Here is a 23149-nt window from a genome sequence, read left to right on the forward strand (position 1 = left end):
CTCACTCGTCGTGCTGACCGGTGCGCAGGCTCATCGGAATGTCCTCGGCGAGTTGTCGCTCCACTTCCTCGGCGGTCTCGCTGCGATTGAAGAACGCGTTGAGCCCGATCGCGAAAATCGCTGCGAGCGTGATGCCGCTGTGCGTGAGCGGCGCGGCCCATGACGGAATCTGGTGGAAGAAAGTCGGCGCGGCGAGCGGAATCGAGCCGACGCCGAGACTGATCGCCACGATCAGCAGGTTGTTCTTGCTCTCGTAGTTCACCTTGCTGAGTATCTTCACGCCCGTCGCGGCGACCATCCCGAACATTGCGATTCCGGCGCCGCCGAGCACCACCACGGGAATCGACGCGATGAAGTTCGACAGCTTCGGCAAGAGTCCGAGCAGCATCAGCAGCACGCCCGACACGACCACGACCCAGCGGCTCCGCACGCCCGTGATGCCGACGAGCCCGATGTTCTGCGAAAACGACGAGTGCGGAAACGTGTTGAAGATGCCGCCGATCAGCGTGCCGAGGCCGTCGGTGCGCAGGCCCCGCGAGGCGTCGTCGCGCGAGACGGGGCGCCGCGCGAGATCGCCGAGCGCGAGGAACATGCCGAGCGATTCGACCATGATGACCACCATCACGAGACACAGCGACGCGATCGCGGCGATGTCGAAGGTCGGCATGCCGAACGCGAACGGGCGCACCGGTGCGAACCACGCGGCTTGTCCGATGCCGGAAAAATCGACGAAGCCCATCGGCAGCGCGATCAGAAAGCCGATCACCATGCCGAGCAGCACCGAGATGTTGGCGAGAAAGCCCTTGAGGTACTTGTTGATCACGAGGATCGCGAGCAGCACGACTACTGCGATCAGCAGGTTGCGCGGGTCGCCGAAGGTCGGCGATCCACGCCCGCCGCCCGCCCAGTTGATCGCGACGGGAAACAACGTGAAGCCGATCGTAAGGATGATGGTGCCGGTGACGATCGGCGGAAAGAAGCGCATCAGCCGCCCGAAGAACGGCGCAATGAGGATCGCGAACACGCCGGCCGCCATCGTCGCACCGAAGATGCCAGTGAGGCCCGCGCCGGAGTTCGCCATCGCGACCATCGGTCCGACGGGCGCGAAGCTCACGCCCATGATGACGGGCAGCCGGATGCCGAACTTCCAGATGCCGATGCATTGGATCAGCGTGACGAGGCCGCAGGCGAACAGGTCGGAACTGATCAGGAACGCGACCTGATCCTTCGGCAGCTTGAGCGCCGCGCCGATGATGAGCGGCACCGCGATCGCGCCCGCATACATCACGAGCACGTGCTGGATGCCGACCGCCAGCATTTGTCCGAAAGGCAGGACCTCGTCAACGGGATGCGTCGATGCAACCATGTTCACTCCAGGTGCGGACAGGGCGACGTGCTCTGACCTGGGCCGAGTATCACATCGAAGGGCGCTGGAAAAATATTGCGGGGGTGATGTGCGGGATAGCGGATGTCGGCCCGCAGTGCATCATTTGGCGAGTTCGTAGGCGGTGCTGCGGCCGCCGCCCTGGGCACGCCGCAGCACGCCGAGCGCGATCAGTTCGTTGATGTCGCGCAGCGCGGTATCGGCGGAGCATTTGGTGATGGCTGCCCACTTGCTGCTTGTAAGCTTGCCGTCGAAACCGTCGAGCAGGCGGTTGAGGAGCTTCACTTGCCGCTCGTTCAATGGCGTGCCGGCGACGCGTTGCCAGAAGCGCGTCCTGGCGAGCACGGCATCGAGCGCGTGATGCGCGGTGTCCACCGCGCGCCGCAGGTTGTCGAGAAACCACGCGAGCCACGCCGTGACATCGAGCGAGCCTTTTTGCGTGCGTTCGAGGATCTCGTAGTACTCGCGCCGTTCGCGCTGGATTTGCGCCGAGAGGCTGTAGAAGCGTTGCGGGCTCTGGTCGGCGCGCGCGAGCAGAAGATCGCCGAGCGCGCGGGCGATGCGGCCGTTGCCGTCGTCGAACGGGTGGACCGTGACGAACCACAGATGCGCGAGCCCTGCCTTGAGAACCGGATGATCGTCGCGACTCTGGTTGACCCACGCGATCAGGCGCGCCATCTCGGCGTCGAGCCGCGCGGCGGGCGGCGCTTCGAAGTGCACAAGCTGACGCCCGAGCGGTCCGGAGACGACCTGCATCGGACCGTTCGCATCGTCGCGGAAACCGGCGACGCGGATGCGTGAAAGCCCGCTGTAGCCGGTTGGAAAGAGCGCGGCATGCCAGCCCCAGAGCCGCTGATCGGTGAGTGCGTCTTCGCAGCGCAGGGTGGCGTCGAGCACCATCTCGACGACGCCTTCAACGTGCCGATCCGCCGGCGCGAGCGCGCCGATATCGACGCCCAGCCGCCGCGCGATCGAAGAACGCACGGACGCCGGATTGAGCTTCTCGCCTTCGATCTCGCTGGTCTTGAGGACGTCTTCGGTCAGCGCCAGAAGGCTGGCCTGATCGCGCAACGCGAAGCCGACGTCGGCCAGCCGCCCGAGCAAAAGACCCTGTGCGCGCGTGACATCGGCGAGCGGCGCCGAGAGCGCCAGGAGGTCGTAATGCCAGTTCGGCCAGTCGGGGGACTGCCAGATATACAGCCAATCTCCGCTTTCCATGCGGAGATTGTGCGGCGTATTCTCCGCAAAGGCAAGCCTATTCGCCGCAAATCATGCGGCGAATAGGCCGGTCAATCGCCGCAAAAGCGGATCAGACCGCCTTCTTCGCGATCAGCCGGAACTTGTGCAGCAACGGCTCGGTGTAGCCGCTCGGCTGCGTGAGCCCTTCGAACACGAGCGCGGAAGCCGCCTTGAACGCAAGCGACGAATCGAAGCCCGGCGCCATTGGCTGGTAGTACGGATCGGCGGCATTCTGCTCGTCGACGACGACCGCCATGCGCTCCAGCGTCTCGCGCACCAGTTCCGGCGTGACGACGCCGTGACGCAGCCAGTTCGCGATGTGCTGGCTGGAGATGCGCAGCGTCGCGCGGTCTTCCATCAGGCCGACGTTGTGGATGTCCGGCACCTTCGAACAGCCGACGCCCTGGTCGATCCACCGCACCACGTAGCCGAGGATGCCCTGCGCATTGTTCTCGACTTCGCTGCGGCGCTCGTCGTCGCTCCACGCCGCTTTTGCGACCACCGGAATTGTCAGCAGGCTGTCGAGCAGTTCATCGCGCACGGTGTTGTAGTCGATGCTTTCCATCTCTTCCTGCACCGATTGCACGTCGACCTGGTGATAGTGCAGCGCGTGCAGCGTCGCGGCCGTCGGCGAGGGCACCCACGCGGTGTTGGCGCCCGCCTTCGGATGCGCGACCTTCTGTTCGAGCATCGCATGCATCAGGTCGGGCATCGCCCACATGCCCTTGCCGATCTGCGCGCGCCCGCGCAGCGACGTGTTCAACCCGACGAGCACGTTGTTGCGCTCATACGCCTTGATCCACGCCGACGACTTCATGTCGCCCTTCCTCATCATCGGGCCGGCTTCCATCGACGAATGCATTTCGTCGCCAGTGCGATCGAGGAAGCCCGTGTTGATGAACGCCACCCGCGCCGATGCTGCCGCGATGCACGCCTTCAGGTTGACGCTCGTCCTGCGCTCCTCGTCCATGATGCCCATCTTGATCGTGTGGCGCGGCAGGCCGAGGAGGTCTTCGACGCGCGTGAACAGCTCGTCGGCGAACGCGACTTCGGCCGGGCCGTGCATCTTCGGCTTGACGATGTAGATGGAGCCGGTGCGCGAGTTGAGCTTCCTCTGCAGGTCGTGCAGCGAGCCGAGCGTGGTCATCACCGCATCGAGGATGCCTTCGGGAATCTCGTTGCCGTCGCGGTCGAGCACGGCGGGGTTGGTCATCAAATGGCCGACATTGCGGATGAACAACAGCGACCGGCCGTGCAGCTTCAACGTGCCGCCGTTGGGCGTCGCGTATTCGCGATCGGGGTTCATCTTGCGCGTGAACGTCTTGCCGCCCTTCGTGACTTCTTCCGCGAGATCGCCCTTCATCAGGCCGAGCCAGTTCTTGTAGAGCTGGACCTTGTCGTCGGCGTCGACGGCCGCGACCGAATCCTCGCAGTCGATGATCGTGCTCACGGCCGCTTCGATCAGCACGTCCTTCACGTGGGCCGCGTCGGTCTTGCCGATGGCGTCGCTGGCGTCGATCTGGATTTCGAAGTGCAGGTCGTTATGCTTGAGCAGGACCGCTGTCGGCGCGCTCGCCTCGCCGTGGAAGCCTGCGAGTTGTTCGGGATTGGCAAGACCCGTCGGGCCGTCTTTCAGCGTGACGACGAGGCGGCCCTGTTCGATGCTGTAGCGGGTCGCGTCGGCATGCGAGCCGTCGGCGAGCGGCGCGTTGTCGTCGAGAAACGCGCGGGCGCGGGCGATCACCGCCGCGCCGCGCTTCGGATTGAACGCGGCGGTCTTTTCGGCGCCGTCGGTGTCAGGGATCGCGTCGGTGCCGTAGAGCGCGTCGTAGAGGCTGCCCCAGCGCGCGTTCGCGGCGTTGAGCGCATAACGCAGGTTCGAGAGCGGCACGACGAGTTGCGGCCCGGCCTGCTCGGCAATCTCGCGGTCGACGTTCGACGTGGTCGCATGTACGTTTGCGGGCACCGGCACGATGTAGCCGATGCTTTCCAGAAACTTGCGATACGCGCGCACGTCGCCCACCGGACCCGGATTCGCGCGATGCCAGTTGTCGAGTTCGGTCTGGAGCCGGTCGCGCTCGGCGAGCAGCGCGCGGTTTTTCGGCGCGAGGTCGTGCACGAGCGCGTCGAACCCTTTCCAGAAGGCGGCGCTGTCGACGCCCGTGCCGGGCAGGGCTTCGTCGTCGACAAACTGCTTCAGGTTCCTGGCGACCTGCAATCCTTCCTGCTTGATGACTTCATTCATTGGGGGCTCCCTGGGGCTTGGCTGATGGCAATTCTGTTCTTCGGCACATCTTTGGAAAGCGGGCGTGTGCTCGTGACCTGATTTTATCGCTTCTTCGGCGGGTTCCATCGAGTGGCGCGGCGCGGCGCCGGCCTTCAGCCTCGAATCGTCTCGACAAAAAGACGCGCGACGGCTTCGAGCCCCTTGCGGTCTTCGTCGTCGAAGCGTGCGAGCTTCGGGCTGTCGAGGTCGAGCACGCCGATCAGTTCGCCAGCGGAGAGCACCAACGGGATGACGATTTCGGAACGCGAGGCGGCGTCGCACGCGATGTGGTCCGGGAACGCGTGGACGTCCGGCACGACCTGCGTCTGGCGCGTTTCGGCGGCGCGGCCGCACACGCCGCGTCCGATCGCGATGCGCACGCACGCGGGCTTGCCCTGGAACGGCCCGACGACGAGTTCTCCATCGGTCAGGAAATAGAAGCCGGCCCAGTTCAGGTCCGGCAGCGAGTGATAGAGGAGGGCGGCGAGGTTCGCGGCGTTCGCGACGCGGTTCGTTTCACCGGCGAGGAGTGCGCGGGCCTGCTGGGCGAGTTCGTCGTAGAACTCGGCCTTCGGAAGCGTGGCGGAGACGGTGGCTTCGAACATTGACGGGGTCCATCGGGTCGGTTGCGTGCGTGGCGCGGGCCTGGGCTGGCCGGCAACGCACGGGAACTGGACATGATACGTCGATGGCACCGGGGTTGCACGCCGGGGCGCTGGCTTCGACTCGGTTCGAGTGCGATATTTCCTGGCGGCGTCCGTGCGCATCGGGGCACGGGCCGTGTCTTCATGGCAAGAGCGCGCTGCCGCGTTTCGCGGCGTTTCACTCAAAGGCTTACGTGGCTTCGATCTTGATCGAGTCGAACTCAACAGCGATTTCCGCGCCGACCGTCGAAAATACATAAGCGACGTGATCGCCGCGCTGTTTCCCAAAATGGGCGGATTTGTTCAGCATCCTTAGCGCATTGGGATACGCGTCATGTCCAGGCTTCAATGTCTCGATGGAATTGACGATGTTCAGCAACCCACCATCCTCGATGGAGGCGCGCGTGACGCCGCGGAAAGTAACCGTTGCGCGGCGGGTGCCGTCATGAAGTCCGAGCGTAAGTGTATTCGGCGTGCTTGCTCCTCCCTCCTTTTCGGTTGCGATGATGTCGATATACCAATCATGGAAGTGGCCGAACTGTTTTAGCGTGTCCGTGATCGTCATGGATGCGTCCTATGGAAGTATGGAAACGGGCCAGCCGTGGTCGCGGCCATTGTCGTCCCAGTTATGCGCGTGCGGATTCGGTTGTCCGTGATGGTCATCAAAATCAATGTCCACCACAGGCGCGCCGTCTCGACCATACATCCGCCATTGCTTCTTCTTGCCCGGGGCGTTCTCGACCCACGTACCCGCGGGACCGTCGAAGGGGATGCCCGCAAGTTCCATTGCGTCTTCAGACGGCGCTTCATCGTCATACTCGAACGGTTGCGCGCTGCCAAACGGTGACGGCGCGACGCCAGACGCGTCCGGGTATTTGTCTGTCCATCCTGCCGCCTGAAACATTGCGTCGATCACGGGCGACACGCCTGCCATGCGCGTCATGAACTCGGCGTTGACTTCGTCCATCATCGCGTTGGTATCCGCCCATGTGGGTCGCTCGGCATTCATCCGCTCAAGTTGCGCGAGATATCGATCCTTGAACGACGTGACAGGCGCCGCTTCTTCCGCGGCATTCAGCGATGATGCCTTGCGCCGCGCCGGGTCGATGTAACCGCCCGATACGGGCAGATTTTGCTGAACCACATACACGGCGCCTTGCCGCACGGTCCTAGCGAGCTCCGCGAGTGTCTCGCGGGCGTTGCGGGTGCGATGCCACGGAAACGACTTGCTCATAAAGGCTTGCACCCGTGCAACCAGTTCTGCGTTTCGTTCCCAAACGTCAAGGTAAGCCGCATCAAACATCTCGCGGCCCTTCTCAATGGCTTGGTGCTGTTCGTTGGCCCTCCACGAGGGCCAATCCGGATCGAAATCACGCCGCAGACGAAGCATGTAGCGATACCCTCGATACCGGATGAATTCGGTCCCCATTCGTTGTGTCCTCCTGTTGTGTGGGGACGAATGTAGTCCCTTCCGCGAGCGGAACATCTCATAAAGCGCTGCGCGAGGGAGGACAGCGTGGCGCGATCGGGTCATGCCGATGAATTTTTGTCGAGGATTTCTGCATGCGCCCCAAAGAAAAAACGGCGAGCCGCAAGGCTCGCCGTAGCGTGACAAACCACGAATCGCTTCAGCCCCCCAGCAGATCCTCGATCATCACCGGCAACTTCCTCACGCGCACACCAGTCGCGTGATGCACCGCGTTGGTGATCGCCGCCGCGATTCCCGCGAGCCCGATCTCCGCGATGCCGCGCGCACCGAGTTCGTTGAAGATCGTGTCGGGATAGTCGAGAAAGGTCACGTCGAGGGCCGGCGTATCCGCATTCGACGCGATGATGTAGTCGGCGAGATTGTTGTTGACCGGCGCGCCGTTGCGCGGGTCGTAGCTCGTGTGCTCGAAGAGCGCCATGCCGACGCCCATCACGACCGCGCCTTCGATCTGGTTGCGTCCCGCTTGCGGGTTCAGGATGCGGCCCGCGTCGATCACCGTCACGACGCGGCTCACGCGCAACTGCGCGATCTCCGGCTGCCAGGTCACTTCGGCGAAGTGCGCGCCGTACGAGTTGATCGAATATTTCTTCTTCAGCGGATCGTCGAAGCCGCCTTTTGCGCTGCCGTTGCCCGATGCCGCATGCATCTTCGCGGCTTCGAGGATTTGCCCGAACGGCACGCCGCTCGATGGCGCCTCGCCCTTGCGATGCACGCGGCCCTCGCTGAACGCGAGCTGCTCCGGCTTCGCGCCCGAGAACGGCGAATCGTCGAGCGACGTGGCGCGCGCCAGCACCGCCTGAACGGCCGCGCGCGCGGCGTCGGAGACCGCCGGAATCACCGATGCCGTCGCCGCCGAGCCGCCCGAAATCGGCCCGAGCGGCAGCGCGGTATCGCCGAGACCGACTTCGATCCTGTCGAGCGGGAGGCCGGTCTGCTCGGCCACGAGCTGCGCGAGGATCGTGTAGGTGCCGGTGCCGATGTCCTGCGTGCCGCAGACGACGCGCGCCGTGCCGTCGGCCCGGAGATCGACGGTGGCGTCGGCGGAGAAGCGAATCCCTGGCCAGCTGCACGCACCCACGCCCCACCCGAGCGTCAGGCCGTCGCGCTTCATCGAACCGACGCCGGGCGTGCGCTTCGACCAGCCGAACTTTTCCGCGCCGGTGCGCAGGCATTCGATCAGATGCCGCGAAGAAAACGGCAAGCCGGTGCTCTCGTCGACCTTCGGCTCGTTGCCGATGCGGAACTCGACGGGGTCGCGATTCAGCTTGATCGCGAGCTCGTCCATCGCCGATTCGACCGCGAAGAGGCCGGGCACGGCGCCCGGTCCGCGCATCGCGGTCGGCGAACCGACATTGCGTTGCACCGTCGCCGAACTCACGCGCAGGTTCGGCGTGCTGTAGAGGCCGGGCGTCGCTTCGCCGCAGCTTTCGGCGTACTCGTCGAGGATCGCGCGGTGATTCAGGTAGTCGTGACGCAGCGAAGTGAGCTTGCCGTCCGCATCGGCGGAAAGACGCATGCGCTGCTGCGTGACCGGCCGATGGCCGACGTTCTGGAACATCATCTTGCGATTCAACACGAGCTTCACGGGCTGGCCCGTGTGACGCGCGGCCGCGGCGGCGAGCAGCGAATGCGGCCACATCCACAGCTTGCCGCCGAAGCCGGAACCGAGATAACGCGAGATCACGCGCACTTTTTCCTTCGGCAGGCCGAGCATCTGCATCAACGTGCCCTGATGGTTCGAGATCGCCTGCGTGGTCTCGTAGAACGTGTAGCCTTCGCCGTCCCATTGCACGACGGTCGCGTGCAATTCGATCGGATTGTGCGTCTCGACCGGCGTCACGTAGGTTTCGTCGAGTGTGACGGGCGCGCTGTCGAACGCGCGCGCCGCGTCGCCGCGCTCGCTCTCGACCTTCAACCCGGCGCTCGCCACGAGCGTGTCGCTCACGTCGTGCGGCGCGACCTCGTAGCCGACCTTGATGGCCGCGGCCGCCGCACTCGCGGCCTCGAATGTCTCGGCAACGACGACCGCCACGTACTGCCCGTAATAGCGGATGACATCATCCTCGAAGGGCGGGCGCGCTTCGTCGACGTAACCCGTATCCATCGAATTGCCGGCGATGCGGAAGAAGCGGCCGATGTTGCCGCGATGCAGGACCGCGCGCACCCCGGGCATCCGTTCGGCGGCGGCGAATTCGAGCGACGTGATCCTGCCGCTCGCGATGGTGCTGCAGACCGGCACTGCGTGCAGCAGTCCGGGCAAGTCGACATCCGACGTATAGGTGGCGCGGCCGCTGACTTTCAGCGGCCCGTCGATGCGCCGTTGCGGCTGTCCGATGACGGACAGCGGCGATTCGATCGCGGTGGGCATGAGCGTGTCCTTGGGGCGAGGTTCAAGCGGGCGCGGTGGCGAGCTTCAATGCATGCACGAGGCAGCGTTGCGCGAGTTCGACCTTGAAGCCATTCTGGCTTTGCGGCTTCGCATCGGCGAGGGCCGCTGCGGCGGCGCGTGCGAACGCATCCGCATCGGGCGTGGCCGACGCGAGCGCGGCTTCCGCTTCGCGCGAGCGCCACGGCTTCGTGCCGACGCCGCCCAGCGCGATGCGCACGTGGCTCAGCTTGCCATCGGCGACGGTGGCGATCACCGCCGCCGACGCCAGCGCGAACTCATACGACGCGCGGTCGCGCAGCTTGAGATAGACCGAGCGGCTGCCCGGTGCCGGCGCCGGCAACGTGACGTGCGTGATCAGGTCGCCCGGTTCGAGCACCGTCTCGCGTTCGGGTGTCGTGCCGGGCAGCAGGAAGAAGTCGTCGATGGCGACCTCGCGCTCGCCGCGCGTGCCCTGGATATGGACCGTCGCTTCGAGCGCCGTCAGCGCGACGTTCATGTCCGACGGATTGCTCGCGATGCAGGCGTCGCTCACGCCGAGGATCGCCAGCGTGCGGTTGAAGCCGCCGATCGCCGAGCAACCCGAGCCGGGCTCGCGCTTGTTGCAAGGCATCGCGGTATCGCGGAAATAGACGCAGCGGGTTCGCTGCAGCAGGTTGCCGCCGGTCGTCGCCATGTTGCGCAGTTGCGCCGAGGCGCCCGCGAGCAGCGCCTGCGACAGCACCGCATAGCGTTCGCGAATCAGCGGATGCTGGGCGAGGTCCGCATTGCGCACTGTCGCGCCGATTTTCACGCCGCCGTCCGCGGTGGCTTCGACGTCGTTCAACGGCAAGCGGCTGATGTCGATCACGCGTCCCGGCTGTTCGACGTTGAGCTTCATCAGGTCGAGCAGCGTCGTGCCGCCTGCGAGAAAGCGCACGTCGGCGCCTTGTTGCGCCGTGCGCGACGAGGCGCCGGCCTGGATCGCGTCGCGCACGTCGCGCGCCCGCGAAAGCTGGAAGAGTTCCATGTCGGCGCGCTCCTCAGCCTTTACCGCGCACGGCCTGAATCGCCGTGACGATATTCTGGTAGGCGCCGCAGCGGCACAGGTTGCCGCTCATCGCTTCGCGCACGTCGGCATCGGCGGGACCGACGGGTTCGCCGAGCAGCGCCACCGCCGACATGATCTGCCCGGACGTACAGTAGCCGCACTGATAGCCATCGCATTCTACGAACGATTCCTGCATCGGATGCAGGGTCTCGACGCTGCCGATGCCTTCGATCGTCGTGATCGTGTCGCCTTCGTGATTCGCGGCAAGGCAGAGGCACGAGTTGACGCGGCGTCCGTTCACGTGGACGGTGCACGCGCCGCACTGGCCGTGGTCGCAGCCCTTTTTCGTGCCGGTCAGGTGCAGGTGCTCGCGCAGGGCGTCGAGGAGCGTCGTGCGCGGGTCGAGCGACATCGAGTAGGACTTGCCGTTGACCGTCAGTTCGACGGAGGCGGTGGGCGTCGCGGCTGGCGCGGCGGGCGGCGCGAGGACTTCGGCGACATGGCTTGCGCTACTTTCGGGTGCGTGCTTTTCCTTCGCCCCGTCCGGCATGGGCGGTGTGCGGGGCTTGGTTTTGGTCGTGCTCGATTGGGGGACGTGCTGTTGCATTGCGCTTTCTCCTGGCAGGGCGACGAGGCTTGGAGAGGAACATGGTCGAGTCGTATTTCCGGCAGCGCGCTTGGGGCGCGCGCCGAATGCAGTGCCGGCAGACCCGCTCCGGTTGCACGAGCCGGCGTCGCGCCGGCTGTTCGACCACGCAGCCAGTATAGGCACTTGCTGCAGCTTTTTCAGAACCCGGCGACGGCACTCGCGCAAGCCGTGCCGCGCACGTTCCATGCCTGATCGACGAGGTTCAGAGGGTCTGCATGAATGCCGCAATCGCCTCGTTCACGCGCTCCGGCATCTGACGATGCGGAGAATGACCGCAAGATGGCAGTTTTGTCAGTTTCGTCTGTGGTACCTGCTGCGCGATCACGTCGATTTGCGCCATCGTCGCGTATTCGTCGTCCCACCCCTGGATCGCGAGCAACGGACACTTGATCGACGTGATCTCGTCCGTGATATCCCACGCGCGGAACGCGGGATCGAGCCAGATGTCGTTCCAGCCGAAGAACGCCGAATCGACGTCGTCGTGATAGCGCGAAAGCTTGTCGCGCAGGTCGGTGTTCTCGTAGGCATGCCGGGTCGCGGCGATCGCTTCGACCGAACCCGGTTCGACCGTCACGTGCGGCGCAAGCACCACGGCGCCGGCGAGTGCCTCTGGAAACGCGGCTGCATAAAGCAGCGCGATCGAGCCGCCATCGCTGTGACCGATCAGCCACATGCGGCGCCGCTCGGCTGCATCGACGCCGAGCGTATCGAGCAGCGCGGGCAGCACCTCGCTGGCTTGACGGTGCATGAAATCGACCGACCACTTGTCGCCTGCGGCGCGCGGCGTGGAACGGCCGTAGCCCGGGCGCGAATAGACGAGTCCACGCAGGCCGAGCGCATCGCATAGGGTTTGTGGCCAGTCGCGCCACATCGTGATGGAGCCTAGTCCTTCGTGGAGGAAGACGGCGACTGGCGCGTCGGGATGCTTTGCGGCGAGCCACTGGTATTCGACACGCAAGGTATCGCGGCCGGGCGTGGCCGGCAGTTGCGCGAAGGAGACTTGGGTGGGGATCTCTGGTGATCGATTCATGGGTAAGTTGAATTGGGCGAAGTGCATTCGATCATAGCGCGGGGGAGCAGCCCAAACCCGAAGCGCTTTCGCCAATCCGTTTCTGTTCCACTATGCGAGACGAAGCTTCCCGACACCACCGTCGGCGCGACTATCGAACCAAACCCGATCCCGCCTGCACACGGGCTGCGCCATGGATTGCGTCGTGAGCAGGCTTATTAATACCTTGGTAGCATGGCATTGAAATTTCGGACGCGGTAAGGTTCTTCTCGCGCAGCACAACATCACCCCTATCAACACACAGTTTGCGCGCCGGATTCGCACGACGCTTCCCCGTGCCTCCGGCGCCGCCGCTTCATTTCGACTTGCAGTCACCGCCCGGTGTGTGCATGTGCCGGGTCTTCCTGAACTGACGAGAAGAGGTGCCACATGGATGGACGAACCATTGGTCTCGATCCCTGGTCGCAGACGGTCGGCTGGCTGACGATGCAGTCGGCTTCGACGAACGCGCGTGCACGCGAAAGCCAGCGGGCCGACGAATCCGTCGCGAGACGCCAGCGCTGCATAAGCACCGAGTTGGCGCATGCGAACGTCGCGGTCAGCGTGATCGACCGGCCGACCGCAAGCACCGCCACCGTCGCGTGGTGCGACCCGAGCTCGTGCCGCTACGGCGATCAGGTCTGGCGCGCGAGCGTCGCGCGGCAAGCAGGCACCTGCGCCCTGAGCGGCAGGAGCATAGGCCGCGGCGACGCCATCTATCGGCCGCGCGCGTGCCGGCCTTCGCCGCTGAACGCCGGCGCGATGATCCTTGCCGCCGTCGTCGAGGGTGTGCCGCGCGGATAACAGGCATGTGCGATGCTCCTTTTGTCCGGTGATCGCGGGTCGGAGGGGCGCAATTTTCGCTCGCTGTTGTTTGGATTCCTTGTTTATCCGACTGACCCTCGCCTGAGCGCGCTTCGCCGCTGCGCACGATCGCTTTATCGAAGCTCACCGATTGCGTTCCGAATGATGTCGTTTGCGTGACACGCGTGCAAACGTCGAATGGAGCGGCTTGTTCCCTCGCGACATGTCCCGTCGCGAGCGGCTTCGTCCTTTAACGCGTACGGTCCCATCGCACGATCGAGCGATGCTTCCGCGCGTTCCCTCCGCAACCACGCGACGATGCGTTCAATTCGCCGCTCGACCACGCCTCCGTCACGCCGCATCGAACGCATCGCGCCGCCGACATCTCGCCATCCCGCTATTGGTGAACGTCATCACGTGGCATCGGGTTCGTTAGAATTGCGCGTCGATTGTCTGCGGCATGGCGCTTGCGCGAGACGCGACATCGATGCAACACCCGCCATGAATCAACCAGAGGCCGCAATGGACGATCCCTACGAACGACGCGCTTTACTCCTCCATCTCGGCGATGTGCTCGAAGCGATCTACTGCCTGACGAAGTGCGCCGACAGCCGCGCGAGCATCGGCGAAGCGCTCGAGCAGAACGACTCGCTCGTGAGTTTCAGCATCCTCCGTCATGCCGATGCGAGCATGCATCCGGCCGATTTCATTCGACGCGCGACGGGCGCTTTCTTCGTCTGGCCGAAGGCGCTGCTCGACGAAACCCTGAACCGGCAATTGCTGGCCCACACGGTGCAGCACGATCTGTTCGCCGGCAATGCGGCAGGATGGGAGGCGTACGTGAGCGAGCGACGCAAGGAAGTGCCGTGGTTCGGCGTGGACTTGCCGCAAGTGCCGGAGCCGGAAGCGGACGCCGCCCCCGAGGCTGCCCCGAGCCAAGCCGATGCACCGCTCGAAGAGGCTCAACCCGATCCGCAACCGTCTGATGCTCCACCGTCGCGCTATTCGACGTGGCCGTGGCGCGACGAGTGAAACCACCGCACGCAGAACCAAGAGAGAGATCCGGGGCGGCACTCCGCTCGTGCTCGGTGTCCGCATCGGGATGAGGTGCTGAGCGCGCCTGCGCCGCTTTGGTGGCGAGGGTAAAATCGAAGCCCTCCTGTCGAACTGCCTTTCGCCACATGTTCATCGAAACCCCGCTGCTGGAATCGCGCGCTCTCTCGGAACGCCTGGGCAAATCCGTCTGGCTGAAGATGGAAGCGATGCAGCCGACCGGCTCATTCAAGGCGCGCGGCATCAGCCACGCCTGCGCGGTCTACAAGGAACGCGGCGCAAAGCGCTTCGTGTCGTCCTCGGGCGGCAATGCGGGACTCGCCGTCGCCTACGCGGGGCGCAAGCTCGGTGTGCCGGTGCGGGTCGTCGTGCCCGAGACGACTTCCGAGCGCGCCAAGCATCTGATCGGCATGGAAGGCGCCGAAGTGGTGGTGCACGGCAAGTCGTGGGACGAGGCAAACCGCTTCGCGCTCGCATCGTGCACGTCCGCCGACGCGTTCCTCCATCCATTCGACGATCCGCTCCTCTGGGAAGGCCACGCGACCATGATCGACGAAGTTGCGCGCGCGGGTCTGACGCCGGACGCCGTTGTTCTCTCGGTGGGCGGCGGCGGACTGCTGTGCGGCGCCGTCCAGGGATTGCGCCGCAACGGCTGGGAAGACGTGCCGCTGATCGCAGTCGAAACTGAAGGCGCCGACTCATATGCACGCTCGCTTGCGGCCGGCGAGTGCGTCGAACTGCAGGCGATTACCAGCATCGCCACATCGCTGGGTGCGCGCCGCGTGTGTGCCGAATCGCTGTCGGCCGCAGAAAGGCGGCCCATTACGAGCGTTGTGGTATCCGACCGGCAGGCCGTCGCGGGATGTATCGAACTATTGAACGAGCACAGGGTCGTCGTGGAGCCCGCTTGCGGCGCGTCCGTCGCGGCGCTCGATTCCGGTGTCGAGCCATTGCGCGCTGCGCGGAACATCTTGCTGATTGTGTGCGGCGGTGTCGGCACGAATGTCGACCAGTTGAAGCGCTGGTCCGCCGACGCCGGCTAAACACGGATTTAGCTTGACAGTCAATCAGCGAACACGTACTGTTCGGGTCGAAGTATTCAAGAAGTCCGATTGTCGTTCATCATCCTCCGTTTCCACCGCGGTATTTGTTGTCCTCTTTCCTCCTTGATGCTTCTCTCGTCCCACTCGGGACGGCTTAATCTTTAACTCAAGGAATTCTCATGGATACCGGTATCGTCAAGTGGTTCAACGACAGCAAAGGCTTTGGCTTCATCACCCCGGACAAGGGCGGTGACGACCTTTTCGCGCATTTCTCCGAAATCCGCAGCGAAGGCTTCAAGACCCTGGCCGAAAACCAGAAGGTCAGCTTCGAAACCAAGCAAGGCCCGAAGGGTCTGCAAGCTTCGAACATCACGCCGCTGTAATATCCCGCTGTAAGCAGTAGATACAACGCTCGTCGCGAATCGGCATGCCGGTTCGCGACAGTAGCTGAAACCCTCGCGGAGCTTCGTACTCCCGCCACGGTTGCCGCAAAAGCGGCACACCATCGCAGCGCCCCTTCAGCATCTCCCCAGCGTTTTTTCTCGCGGGCGCTTCGCGTTATTTCCAGCGCTAATTTCAGCGTCATACCCAGCGGCCTTCCAGGCTTCAAATCAAGCGTTCTACGCATCGGCACGGCTCGTTTTGCCGCGACCGCATGTGCGCGCTCGCAATATCATGCATAACTCAAACATCCAAAAATACAACGGCTATAAAGTTCTCCCGTCGGCGCATCGTCTGCCTGACGGATCGTTCGCATCGAATCTCCTGCTCGAGCGCGACAGCGGCGCGGGCGAAGCGATGCGCTATCAGTTTCACATCCTCGACTGCTTCGACGACGAACAAGCGGCGCTCGGCCATTCGTGTCGCTGGGCGCGCGAATGGGTCGACTGTCGCGGCTAGACGTTCTTGGACCCCCGGGCGTGGCGCTGCGCACAGCCATCTTTGCGCAATTCATGGTGGGCAAGCGCCGCACCGTGCCGCCGATCGAAAAAATGGCGGAAGATGCTGGTGTTTCTGGCGTGGCACGCAGCGCAGGATCGGTATCCTTGACTGCAGGCCGGGCGGCGGACGAGGGGCTCGAACGGCAAGCCGAGCCTTTACGTGCCGACCACGGCCGCTACGATTAAAAAACACCGCTTCGGGGTTCGCACGCCAATGAGACTTTCCACCTTTGCTGGAACTGCACTGCTCGTCGCCAGTGGCGCCGCGCTCGCACAGCAGCCGATGACCGTGCCCGGCCGCAGCCAGAGCACGGGCCAGCAGGCCGTCGACAACGCCGCCTGCTACGCCTACGCCAACGAGACCACGCGCGTCGTCATGGCGCGCGAGCCACAGACCGCCCCGCGCGATCAGCCACGCGAAGCGCGGCCGCTCACGCCGCCGCGTCCCGTCGAGCCGCCGCTTCCGCCGAACGCTTCCGGCGCGCTGGCGGCCTCCGCGCCGATGTCGGCGAGTGCCGCGATGCCTGCCAGCGGCGCACCCGCGGCCATGGCCGCGGGGGCGTCGGCGCCGGATGGGGCGTCCGGCGCCAACGCCGCATCGGGTGCCGCTGCCGCGAGCGGGGCGTCGGATGCGCAGTACGCCGAGTTGAAGATGCCGCCGCTGCCGCCGCCCGAGCCGCCGATGACGCGCTACTGGCGCGCATATGGCGACTGCATGCAGGGCAAGGGCTACTTCGTGCGTTGAGCGCGAAGCGCGCGGCGTTCAGCGTCCGCGCGCTTCGCCGTTTCAGCGTCTCACCGTCTCAGCGTCTGGCGAGGCGCAGCGCGAGAAACTGAAGCAGCATGATGGTCTTGCCGTCGACGATCTCGCCGCGCTCGACCATCGCCAGCGCCTGTCCGAGCGGCAGTTCGATCACTTCGATGTCCTCGCCCTCCGACGCGACCCCGCCGCCCGCCGCGACGCGCGAGGCCGAGTCGTAGTGGGCGACGAAGAAGTACAGCTTTTCCGTCACCGATCCGGGGCTCATGAACGCCTCGAACACTTTCTCCACGTCGCGCACGCGATATCCCGTTTCCTCCTCCAGTTCCGCGCGGATCCGTTCCTCCGGCGACGCTTCGTCGAGCAAGCCCGCCGGCGTTTCGATCAGCATGCCGTCGTGGCCGTTGACGAAGACGGGCAGCCGGAACTGGCGCGTCAGCACGACGGTTTCGCGCGCCGGATCGATCAGCAGGATGGTCGCGCCGTTGCCGCGGTCGTAGGTCTCGCGGCTTTGCCGCTGCCAGACATTGTCGCGGCGCAGAAATTCGAAGGTGGTCTTCTTCAGCACGTACCAGTCGTCGGAAAGCACTTTCGACTCGATGATTCGCACGCGCTCCGCTGTGGGTGTCGCCATGTCCGTCTCCCGTTGGAAAAAAGCGTCCGTACATGGTATCGTGCAGATTCGTGCAAAAACAAGAAATTTCGTGCAACGTGCATTTCAGACCTGCCCGGCCAACGAAGCGAGACGGCGATGCTGACGACCCAGAGAAAGAACGCCATCCTCGAAGCGCTCGCGCGCGACGGGCAGGTGCTCGCGAAATCGCTTGCCGAGGGATTCGGCGTATCGGAGGACACCCTGCGGCGCGACTTGCGCGAGATGGCGTCCGAAGGACTGCTGCAGCGCGTGCACGGTGGCGCGCTGCCGGCATCGCCCGCGACGGCCGATTTCGCGCATCGCCAGTCGATCGAATCGACGGCCAAGCGCGCGGTCGCGAAGGCCGCGGCGGGCATGGTCACGGAGGGGCAAGTGGTGATCGTCGATGGTGGGACGACCGCCGTGCAACTCGCGCGCTACTTGCCGCGCGACTTGCGCGCGACCGTGGTCACGCACAGTCCGAGCATCGCGGTCGAACTGGTGGACCATCCGTCGATCGAGATCATCGTGATCGGCGGACGGCTCTACAAGCATTCGATCGTGACGGTCGGCGCGGCGGCCCTGGAAGCGTTGTCGCACATCCGGGCCGACCTCTTCTTCATGGGCGTGACGGGCGTGCATGCGAGCGCCGGCTTGTCGACCGGCGATCTCGAAGAGGCCTACATGAAGCGCGCGCTCGCCGCGCACGCCGCCGAAACGGTCGTGCTCGCATCGTCGGACAAGCTCAATGCGGCGTCGCAGTACCGCATCGGCGAGATCGCGATGGCGAGCACGATCGTCGTCGAGCGCAATACGCCGGCCGCGCTCACCGATCCGCTTGCCGCCACCGGCGTGACGATCGTGCGGGCGTGAGCCCGCATCGAGATCAAATCGTCACTGCAAAAGGCCGAACACCGCGACGCCCGTCTGCGTGCCGACGAATACCTTGCCCGCTGCGATCATCGGCGTGATGAACTTGTTGCCCGGTCCCCATTGGTCGCGCGAGCCGGCCTGGTTGCTGTTGTAGAGTTCGCGCCCGAGGTTGCTCGCGTCGTAGGCATGCAGCGCGCCAATCGTGCCGTTCTCCAGCGCCCACACGATGCCGTTGGCCGTGCCGTTCGCCGAGATCGCCGGCGTGGCGCCGGGGTAGGGGAAGGTGGTCGCGCTGTGCGTGGCGGCGGTGGTCGCGAGTTGCGCGTTGGTGATCGGCAGGGACTTGAGGCTGTCGCCCATGCCGCCGTAATAGACCACGCCGTTGTAGTACGCCGCCGACCCCCAGACGCCGCCCGCGAGCGTGCCGATCAGGGTCTGCCAGTTGGTGTTGAAGTTCGGGTTGAACTTGCCCATCGAGTCGCGATCGACGACGTAGATCTTGTTGTCCTTGCCCGCGCCCACGGCGAGATGCTTCACGGTGCCGTCCGCCATCACCTGGTCGGGCAGCAGCAGCGGGCCGCCCGAGCCGAAGTCCTCGTCGTCGGTGGACTGCATGACGTTGTTCATCGTCGCGAAATAGTCGGTGACGGCCAGGTTCGGCGCCAGCGACATCTTCATGAACGCGTTGCCGAGATTGCCGTCGACCGGAAAACCCTGCGCGTTGAGCGTGGGCGTGAAGGTGCCGTAGCTGCCGTCGATCAACCAGATCGACGTACCGTCGGAGGCCATGCCGGAACCCGCCATCCAGACCGATCCCTGCGAGCCGTTCGGCGTGACGACGAACACGCCGGTCTGCTGGAGCGTATCGGCGCTGTAGGACATCACCCAGCCGTTGTACGAACCGGCCATGCAGTGCGCGGTCCAGCCCATGTAGACGTTGCCATTGACGAGCGTGAGCGCGGCGCGCTCGGTGTGCAGGCTCGGATCGAACGTGAGCGTGCCATTCGCGCCTTCGCTGCCGTTGCCCGCATAGTGCGCCGCGATCTCGGTCGGTCCGCCGAACAGTTCTGCGCCGGTCGCGAGGTCGATCGCGTGGAATCGGTGATGAACCGCGCCGCCGCTGTCCGAGCTCATCGCGACCACGTACAGCGCGCCATTCGGCCCGCGCGTCCGGTCGATGACCGGCGTCGACGTGATGCCGATCTCCGGCGCGAAGTCTGCGCAGCCGGTCTGCGTCGGTGTCTCTCCGGCGCCGAGCAGCGAGATCTTCCAGAGTTGCGCGCCGTTGTCGGCGTCGTAGGCGTAGAGGGTGCCGTGCTCGGTCGCCACATAGACGACGTTGTGCGCCGCGCCGCCGATCGACAGGCTCGTGACGAAGAGCGGTTGGGCGTCCACCTTGCCGTCGGCGGGGAGGACGCGCAGCTTGCCGAAGGTCGTCGAGTTCACGTTCGATAGCGTGAGCGTGGTCTCGGCGAGCATCTGGCCGCTGCGCATGAGATCGTTGTGGTGCGTCAGGGCGTCGGTGGGATAGGTTTTCGCGACGCTGGGTGTTAGTACGGTGCCCGTACCGCCGGTGCTTCCCGAGCCGGTGTTGGTGCCGGAGCCGGTGTTCGTGCTGGAGCCTGTGTTCGTGCCCGATCCGGTGTTTGTGCCGGAGCCTGTGCCGGTGCCGGAGGCTGTGTTCGTACCGGAGCCGGTGTTTGTGCCGGAGCCGGTGTTTGTGCCGGAGCCGGTATTCGTGCCGGAGCCTGTGCCGGTGCCCGTCCCGGAGGCCGTGTTCGTGCCGGAGCCCGTGCCGCTGCCTGAATTTGTCCCCGAGCCGCTTGCGCTGCCGCTGCCGGAAGCCGGGCTGGCTGACGTGGTCGTCGCGCTGTCGCTGCTGCTGCCACTTCCGCCGCCGCATGCCACGCAACACGTTGCGACCAGCGCCTGCAACAGGAGATTCGTCCAGGGTCCGCGAGCACGGACGGCTTTGCCAGTAGCGGCGACAGCTTTCGAGGGCAGCGGTTGCATGGGAGCCTCCAGCCGTGGGCGAGTCCCGGACGTTTGTGCGATGTGCCTTGCGCGCATCGAGGCGTGAGGCATTGCAGCGCGACGGGACTACGCCGCTGCGGATTAAGCTGAGAGCAAGAAAGGCGCCCGACACGCATTCGTGTAGCGGCACGATTGCAGGGTATCCGAAAGAAAAATCGCGCGGTGCAGAATGTAGAAGATGCATGCGCGAAGCCACGAAACCACGGTACCGCCCGGTTATGCGCATGCCATCATCAACGGAAAAGACGAGCACGAATCGTCAGCCGATCGAACGATCGAAAAGGAGCGAGCGAATGAATCGACAGCCGATGCACGAAGGCGGCTGCGCATGCGGCGCGGTGCGCTTTCGAGTGAGCGCGGACCCGCTGGAGGTCAATCTTTGCCACTGCCTTACGTGCCGCAGAATCCACGGCGCGCCTTTCGGCGTGTACGCGATCTTCCCCCGCGACACGGTGGAATTCCTCGGCGCGACACGCGCATGGCAAAGCTCGGCGACCGGACACCGGCATCATTGCCCGGTGTGCGGATCGCCGGTGTATCTCGTCTTCGACGGTGTGCCGGAAGTCGAAATCCCGACGGGTCTTTTCGACGAGATCGGCCTCTACCCGCCGGCCTTCGAGATATGGAGCAAACACCGGGAACCGTGGCACGACGCACAAGGACGGCCGCAATATAGCGAGGCCGCGCCCTGACCGGCCGAACCCCGGTTCAGCACTCGACGATGGCCTTCACCACGCCCGCCCGCGGATCGAGCAGCCGCTCGAACTGCGACGGAACGTCCGCAAGTTGCAAACGGTGCGTGTTGAGCGCCGCGCTCGGCACTTCACCCGCACGCATCGCGGCGAGCACGGTCTCGAAGTCCTCGGGCGTCGCGTTGCGGCTCGCGATCAGCGTCGCTTCGCGCTTGTGGAACTCGGGATCGGCGAACGAGATGCGCTCCGGCACGATCGACACCAGCACGTACTTGCCGCCGTGCGCGATGAATTCGAAGCCGCGCTCCATCGCGCGGGCGTTGCCGGTGGCGTCGAATACGACGTCGAAGAATTCGCCGTCGGTGAGGCGCGCGAGTTCGTCCTTGTCGCGCTCGCCGATCAGCACCGTCGCGTGCGCCTTCAGTTCGCGGCGGCAGAACGCGAGGCGGTCTTCACGCGTGTCGAGTGCCGTGACCGTCGCGCCCCGCAGACGCGCAAAGGTGAGCGCCGCCATGCCGATCGGACCCGTGCCGACCACGAGCACGCGCTGGCCCGGCTGCACGTCGGCGCGGCGCACGGCGTGGGCGCCGATCGCGAGGAATTCGACCATCGCCGCCTGATCGAGCGAGACGCCCTCGGCCTTGTGGACGAATTGCGCGGGCAGGCTGAGATACTCGGTGAATGCACCATCGCGATGCACGCCGAGCACCTGGATGTTCACGCAGCAGTTGGTCTTGCCTTGCCGGCAAGCGATGCATTTGCCGCACGACAGGTAGGGCATCACGTAGACGTGGTCGCCGGCCGCGAGTCCGCTGCCGGCATCGGCTTCCTCGACCACCCCCGACAACTCGTGCCCCATCACGCGCGGATATGCGAGGAATGGCTGGTTGCCGGTGAAGATATGCAGGTCGGTGCCGCAGACGCCGACGCGCTTCACGCGCAACAGCACTTCGTTCGCGCCGCGTTGCGGCTTGTCGCGTTGTTCGGCGCGCAGCGTGCCGGGCCTTTCGCAGATGACAGTCAGCATGTTCGTCTCGGTATGGTGGGCAGCGACAAATCTAGCGGTCGACCGTGCTTTGGTCAAGCCAGTTTATCTACTTATATAATTGGTAAGGCCGGTGGTGCCGCAAGCGCTACGCCGCCGTTCGACTTATATTGCAGCATCGCGGCAGGAAAAAGGCGTTGGCAGTGAACGACATTCTTGATTTCGTCGAGCGGTATCCGCGGCTCTTCGTGCTGTCCGGCGCGGGCATCAGCACCGACTCGGGCATTCCGTGCTACCGCGACCGCGAAGGGCAGCGCACCGGGCGTTCGCCGATCCTGCTGCAGGACTTTTTGAAGTCCGATTACGCCCGGCAGCGTTACTGGGCGCGCAGCCTGATCGGCTGGCCGGTCGTCGCGGGTGCCAAGCCGAACGCGGCGCATCACGCGGTGCGCGCGCTCGCTTCGCGCGGACGGATCCAGCGTCTCGTCACGCAGAACGTCGACGGTTTGCACACGCGTGCCGGCAATGCCGACGTGATCGAACTGCATGGCAATATCGGGCGTGTCAGGTGTATCGGCTGTGGGGCGCAGCACGCGCGCGCCGAGGTGCAACGCATGCTCGAAGCGGCCAACCCGACGTTCGCGGGCCTTACCGCGCCCGCCGTGCCGGATGGCGACGCGCATATCGAGGACCTCGACTTCGGCGCCTTCGACGTGCCCGCTTGCACGCGGTGCGGTGGCGTGCTGAAACCGGATGTCGTGTTTTTCGGCGAGGGCGTGCCGCGGGTGCTGGTGGACGATGCGGCAGAGGCGCTCGCGGCCGCCGATGCGATGCTCGTGGTGGGGTCGTCGCTGATGGTTTATTCGGGGTATCGGTTTTGTGAATGGGCGCGGCGCGCGGGGAAGCCGATTGCCGCGATCAATATCGGGCGGACGCGGGCTGATCATTTGCTGGCGCTGAAGGTCGAACAACCGTGCGGGGTGGCGCTTGAGGCCCTCGTCGAGGGGTTGGATGCGCGGGAGATTGTGGGGTAGGGGGGTGGGGTGGGGGTGGGGTGTGGTTTACGCCGTTTGATGCGCTTGTGCTCCTATGGAACTTGTTTTGTTTTTAGTTTATTAGCTCTGCCCCTGTCCGGGGCGGGACTCACTTTCTTTGCTGCTGCAAAGAAAGCAACTGTATTAAAGGTCAAGCGCGA

The 23149-nt window shown here is 64.9% G+C and carries 23 protein-coding genes and 1 pseudogene; 11 read left to right on the forward strand and 13 right to left on the reverse strand.

The genetic code is table 11. The annotated features are described in order from the left end of the window. Position 1: 1 nt before the first annotated feature. From AWB68_RS17115 to AWB68_RS17160, 10 genes are all read right to left on the reverse strand, one after another. Positions 2–1366, reverse strand: a complete 1365-nt coding sequence (locus AWB68_RS17115; protein WP_087645536.1) for a nucleobase:cation symporter-2 family protein — start codon at positions 1364–1366, stop codon at positions 2–4. Positions 1367–1486: 120 nt separating this feature from the next. Further along, complete coding sequence (locus AWB68_RS17120; RefSeq protein ID WP_087645537.1) at positions 1487–2602, reverse strand: Fic family protein; 1116 nt, start codon at positions 2600–2602, stop codon at positions 1487–1489. 91 nt (positions 2603–2693) lie between these two features. After that, on the reverse strand, positions 2694–4868 hold the full coding sequence (locus AWB68_RS17125) for a malate synthase G (protein ID WP_087645538.1): 2175 nt from the start codon (positions 4866–4868) through the stop codon (positions 2694–2696). A gap of 134 nt (positions 4869–5002) precedes the next feature. After that, entirely contained in the window at positions 5003–5494 is a 492-nt protein-coding gene (msrC, locus tag AWB68_RS17130) for a free L-methionine (R)-S-oxide reductase MsrC (protein WP_087645539.1), read from the reverse strand. A gap of 229 nt (positions 5495–5723) precedes the next feature. Further along, complete coding sequence (locus tag AWB68_RS17135) at positions 5724–6098, reverse strand: hypothetical protein (RefSeq protein ID WP_087645540.1); 375 nt, start codon at positions 6096–6098, stop codon at positions 5724–5726. Between the two features lie 9 nt (positions 6099–6107). Beyond that, entirely contained in the window at positions 6108–6923 is an 816-nt protein-coding gene (locus AWB68_RS17140; protein ID WP_125482955.1) for a hypothetical protein, read from the reverse strand. A 238-nt stretch (positions 6924–7161) separates the two neighbouring features. After that, the gene (locus tag AWB68_RS17145; RefSeq protein WP_087645542.1) at positions 7162–9390 is read right to left on the reverse strand and encodes a xanthine dehydrogenase family protein molybdopterin-binding subunit; all 2229 of its coding nucleotides are present in this window, start codon (positions 9388–9390) and stop codon (positions 7162–7164) included. 22 nt (positions 9391–9412) lie between these two features. After that, positions 9413–10417, reverse strand: a complete 1005-nt coding sequence (locus AWB68_RS17150) for an FAD binding domain-containing protein (RefSeq protein ID WP_087645543.1) — start codon at positions 10415–10417, stop codon at positions 9413–9415. 13 nt (positions 10418–10430) lie between these two features. After that, entirely contained in the window at positions 10431–11045 is a 615-nt protein-coding gene (locus AWB68_RS17155) for a (2Fe-2S)-binding protein (RefSeq protein WP_235028380.1), read from the reverse strand. A 244-nt stretch (positions 11046–11289) separates the two neighbouring features. Then, complete coding sequence (locus AWB68_RS17160; RefSeq protein ID WP_087645545.1) at positions 11290–12117, reverse strand: alpha/beta fold hydrolase; 828 nt, start codon at positions 12115–12117, stop codon at positions 11290–11292. A 408-nt stretch (positions 12118–12525) separates the two neighbouring features. Between AWB68_RS17160 and AWB68_RS17165 the strand changes: the two genes are divergently transcribed. From AWB68_RS17165 to AWB68_RS17195, 7 genes are all read left to right on the forward strand, one after another. Next, a complete protein-coding gene (locus tag AWB68_RS17165; protein ID WP_087645546.1) occupies positions 12526–12939 on the forward strand; it encodes a DUF3331 domain-containing protein in 414 nt (137 codons plus the stop codon). 501 nt (positions 12940–13440) lie between these two features. Next, entirely contained in the window at positions 13441–13971 is a 531-nt protein-coding gene (locus AWB68_RS17170) for a hypothetical protein (RefSeq protein ID WP_235028381.1), read from the forward strand. Positions 13972–14120: 149 nt separating this feature from the next. Then, a complete protein-coding gene (locus tag AWB68_RS17175; protein ID WP_087645548.1) occupies positions 14121–15035 on the forward strand; it encodes a pyridoxal-phosphate dependent enzyme in 915 nt (304 codons plus the stop codon). Between the two features lie 179 nt (positions 15036–15214). Then, entirely contained in the window at positions 15215–15418 is a 204-nt protein-coding gene (locus AWB68_RS17180) for a cold-shock protein (protein ID WP_087645549.1), read from the forward strand. A 292-nt stretch (positions 15419–15710) separates the two neighbouring features. Continuing rightward, a complete protein-coding gene (locus AWB68_RS17185; protein WP_087645550.1) occupies positions 15711–15935 on the forward strand; it encodes a hypothetical protein in 225 nt (74 codons plus the stop codon). Positions 15936–15955: 20 nt separating this feature from the next. After that, a complete protein-coding gene (locus tag AWB68_RS17190; RefSeq protein ID WP_087645551.1) occupies positions 15956–16162 on the forward strand; it encodes a hypothetical protein in 207 nt (68 codons plus the stop codon). A 28-nt stretch (positions 16163–16190) separates the two neighbouring features. Then, complete coding sequence (locus AWB68_RS17195) at positions 16191–16721, forward strand: hypothetical protein (protein WP_087645552.1); 531 nt, start codon at positions 16191–16193, stop codon at positions 16719–16721. Between the two features lie 58 nt (positions 16722–16779). Here the strand turns inward: AWB68_RS17195 and AWB68_RS17200 are convergent, their stop codons facing one another. Continuing rightward, a complete protein-coding gene (locus tag AWB68_RS17200; RefSeq protein WP_087645553.1) occupies positions 16780–17370 on the reverse strand; it encodes an NUDIX domain-containing protein in 591 nt (196 codons plus the stop codon). A 117-nt stretch (positions 17371–17487) separates the two neighbouring features. On the opposite strand from AWB68_RS17200, the gene AWB68_RS17205 reads away from it, so the two are divergent. Beyond that, positions 17488–18243 (forward strand): DeoR/GlpR family DNA-binding transcription regulator, encoded by a 756-nt coding sequence (locus tag AWB68_RS17205; protein ID WP_087645554.1) that lies wholly within the window; start codon positions 17488–17490, stop codon positions 18241–18243. Positions 18244–18264: 21 nt separating this feature from the next. On the opposite strand, the pseudogene AWB68_RS17210 reads toward AWB68_RS17205, so the two are convergent. Then, positions 18265–19923 (reverse strand): annotated as a pseudogene (locus tag AWB68_RS17210) (pyrrolo-quinoline quinone); the annotation flags it as partial. Between AWB68_RS17210 and AWB68_RS51420 the strand changes: the two are divergent. Both AWB68_RS51420 and AWB68_RS17215 read left to right on the forward strand, forming a co-directional pair. Continuing rightward, positions 19856–20323 carry a hypothetical protein gene (locus AWB68_RS51420; RefSeq protein WP_374729581.1) on the forward strand — a complete coding sequence of 156 codons (468 nt, stop codon included), beginning with the start codon at positions 19856–19858 and terminating at the stop codon, positions 20321–20323. The pseudogene AWB68_RS17210 and the gene AWB68_RS51420 overlap by 68 nt on opposite strands. Before the next feature lie 247 nt (positions 20324–20570). Then, entirely contained in the window at positions 20571–20969 is a 399-nt protein-coding gene (locus tag AWB68_RS17215) for a GFA family protein (RefSeq protein WP_087645556.1), read from the forward strand. Positions 20970–20985: 16 nt separating this feature from the next. On the opposite strand, the gene AWB68_RS17220 is transcribed toward AWB68_RS17215, so the two are convergent. Continuing rightward, positions 20986–21996, reverse strand: coding sequence for a zinc-binding alcohol dehydrogenase family protein (locus AWB68_RS17220; protein ID WP_087645557.1), 1011 nt, complete (start codon positions 21994–21996; stop codon positions 20986–20988). A 125-nt stretch (positions 21997–22121) separates the two neighbouring features. On the opposite strand from AWB68_RS17220, the gene AWB68_RS17225 reads away from it, so the two are divergent. Beyond that, the gene (locus AWB68_RS17225; protein ID WP_374729580.1) at positions 22122–22988 is read left to right on the forward strand and encodes an NAD-dependent protein deacetylase; all 867 of its coding nucleotides are present in this window, start codon (positions 22122–22124) and stop codon (positions 22986–22988) included. The last annotated feature ends 161 nt before the right edge of the window (positions 22989–23149 follow it).

The organism is Caballeronia choica, assembly GCF_001544535.1.
Lineage (GTDB): Bacteria > Pseudomonadota > Gammaproteobacteria > Burkholderiales > Burkholderiaceae > Caballeronia > Caballeronia choica.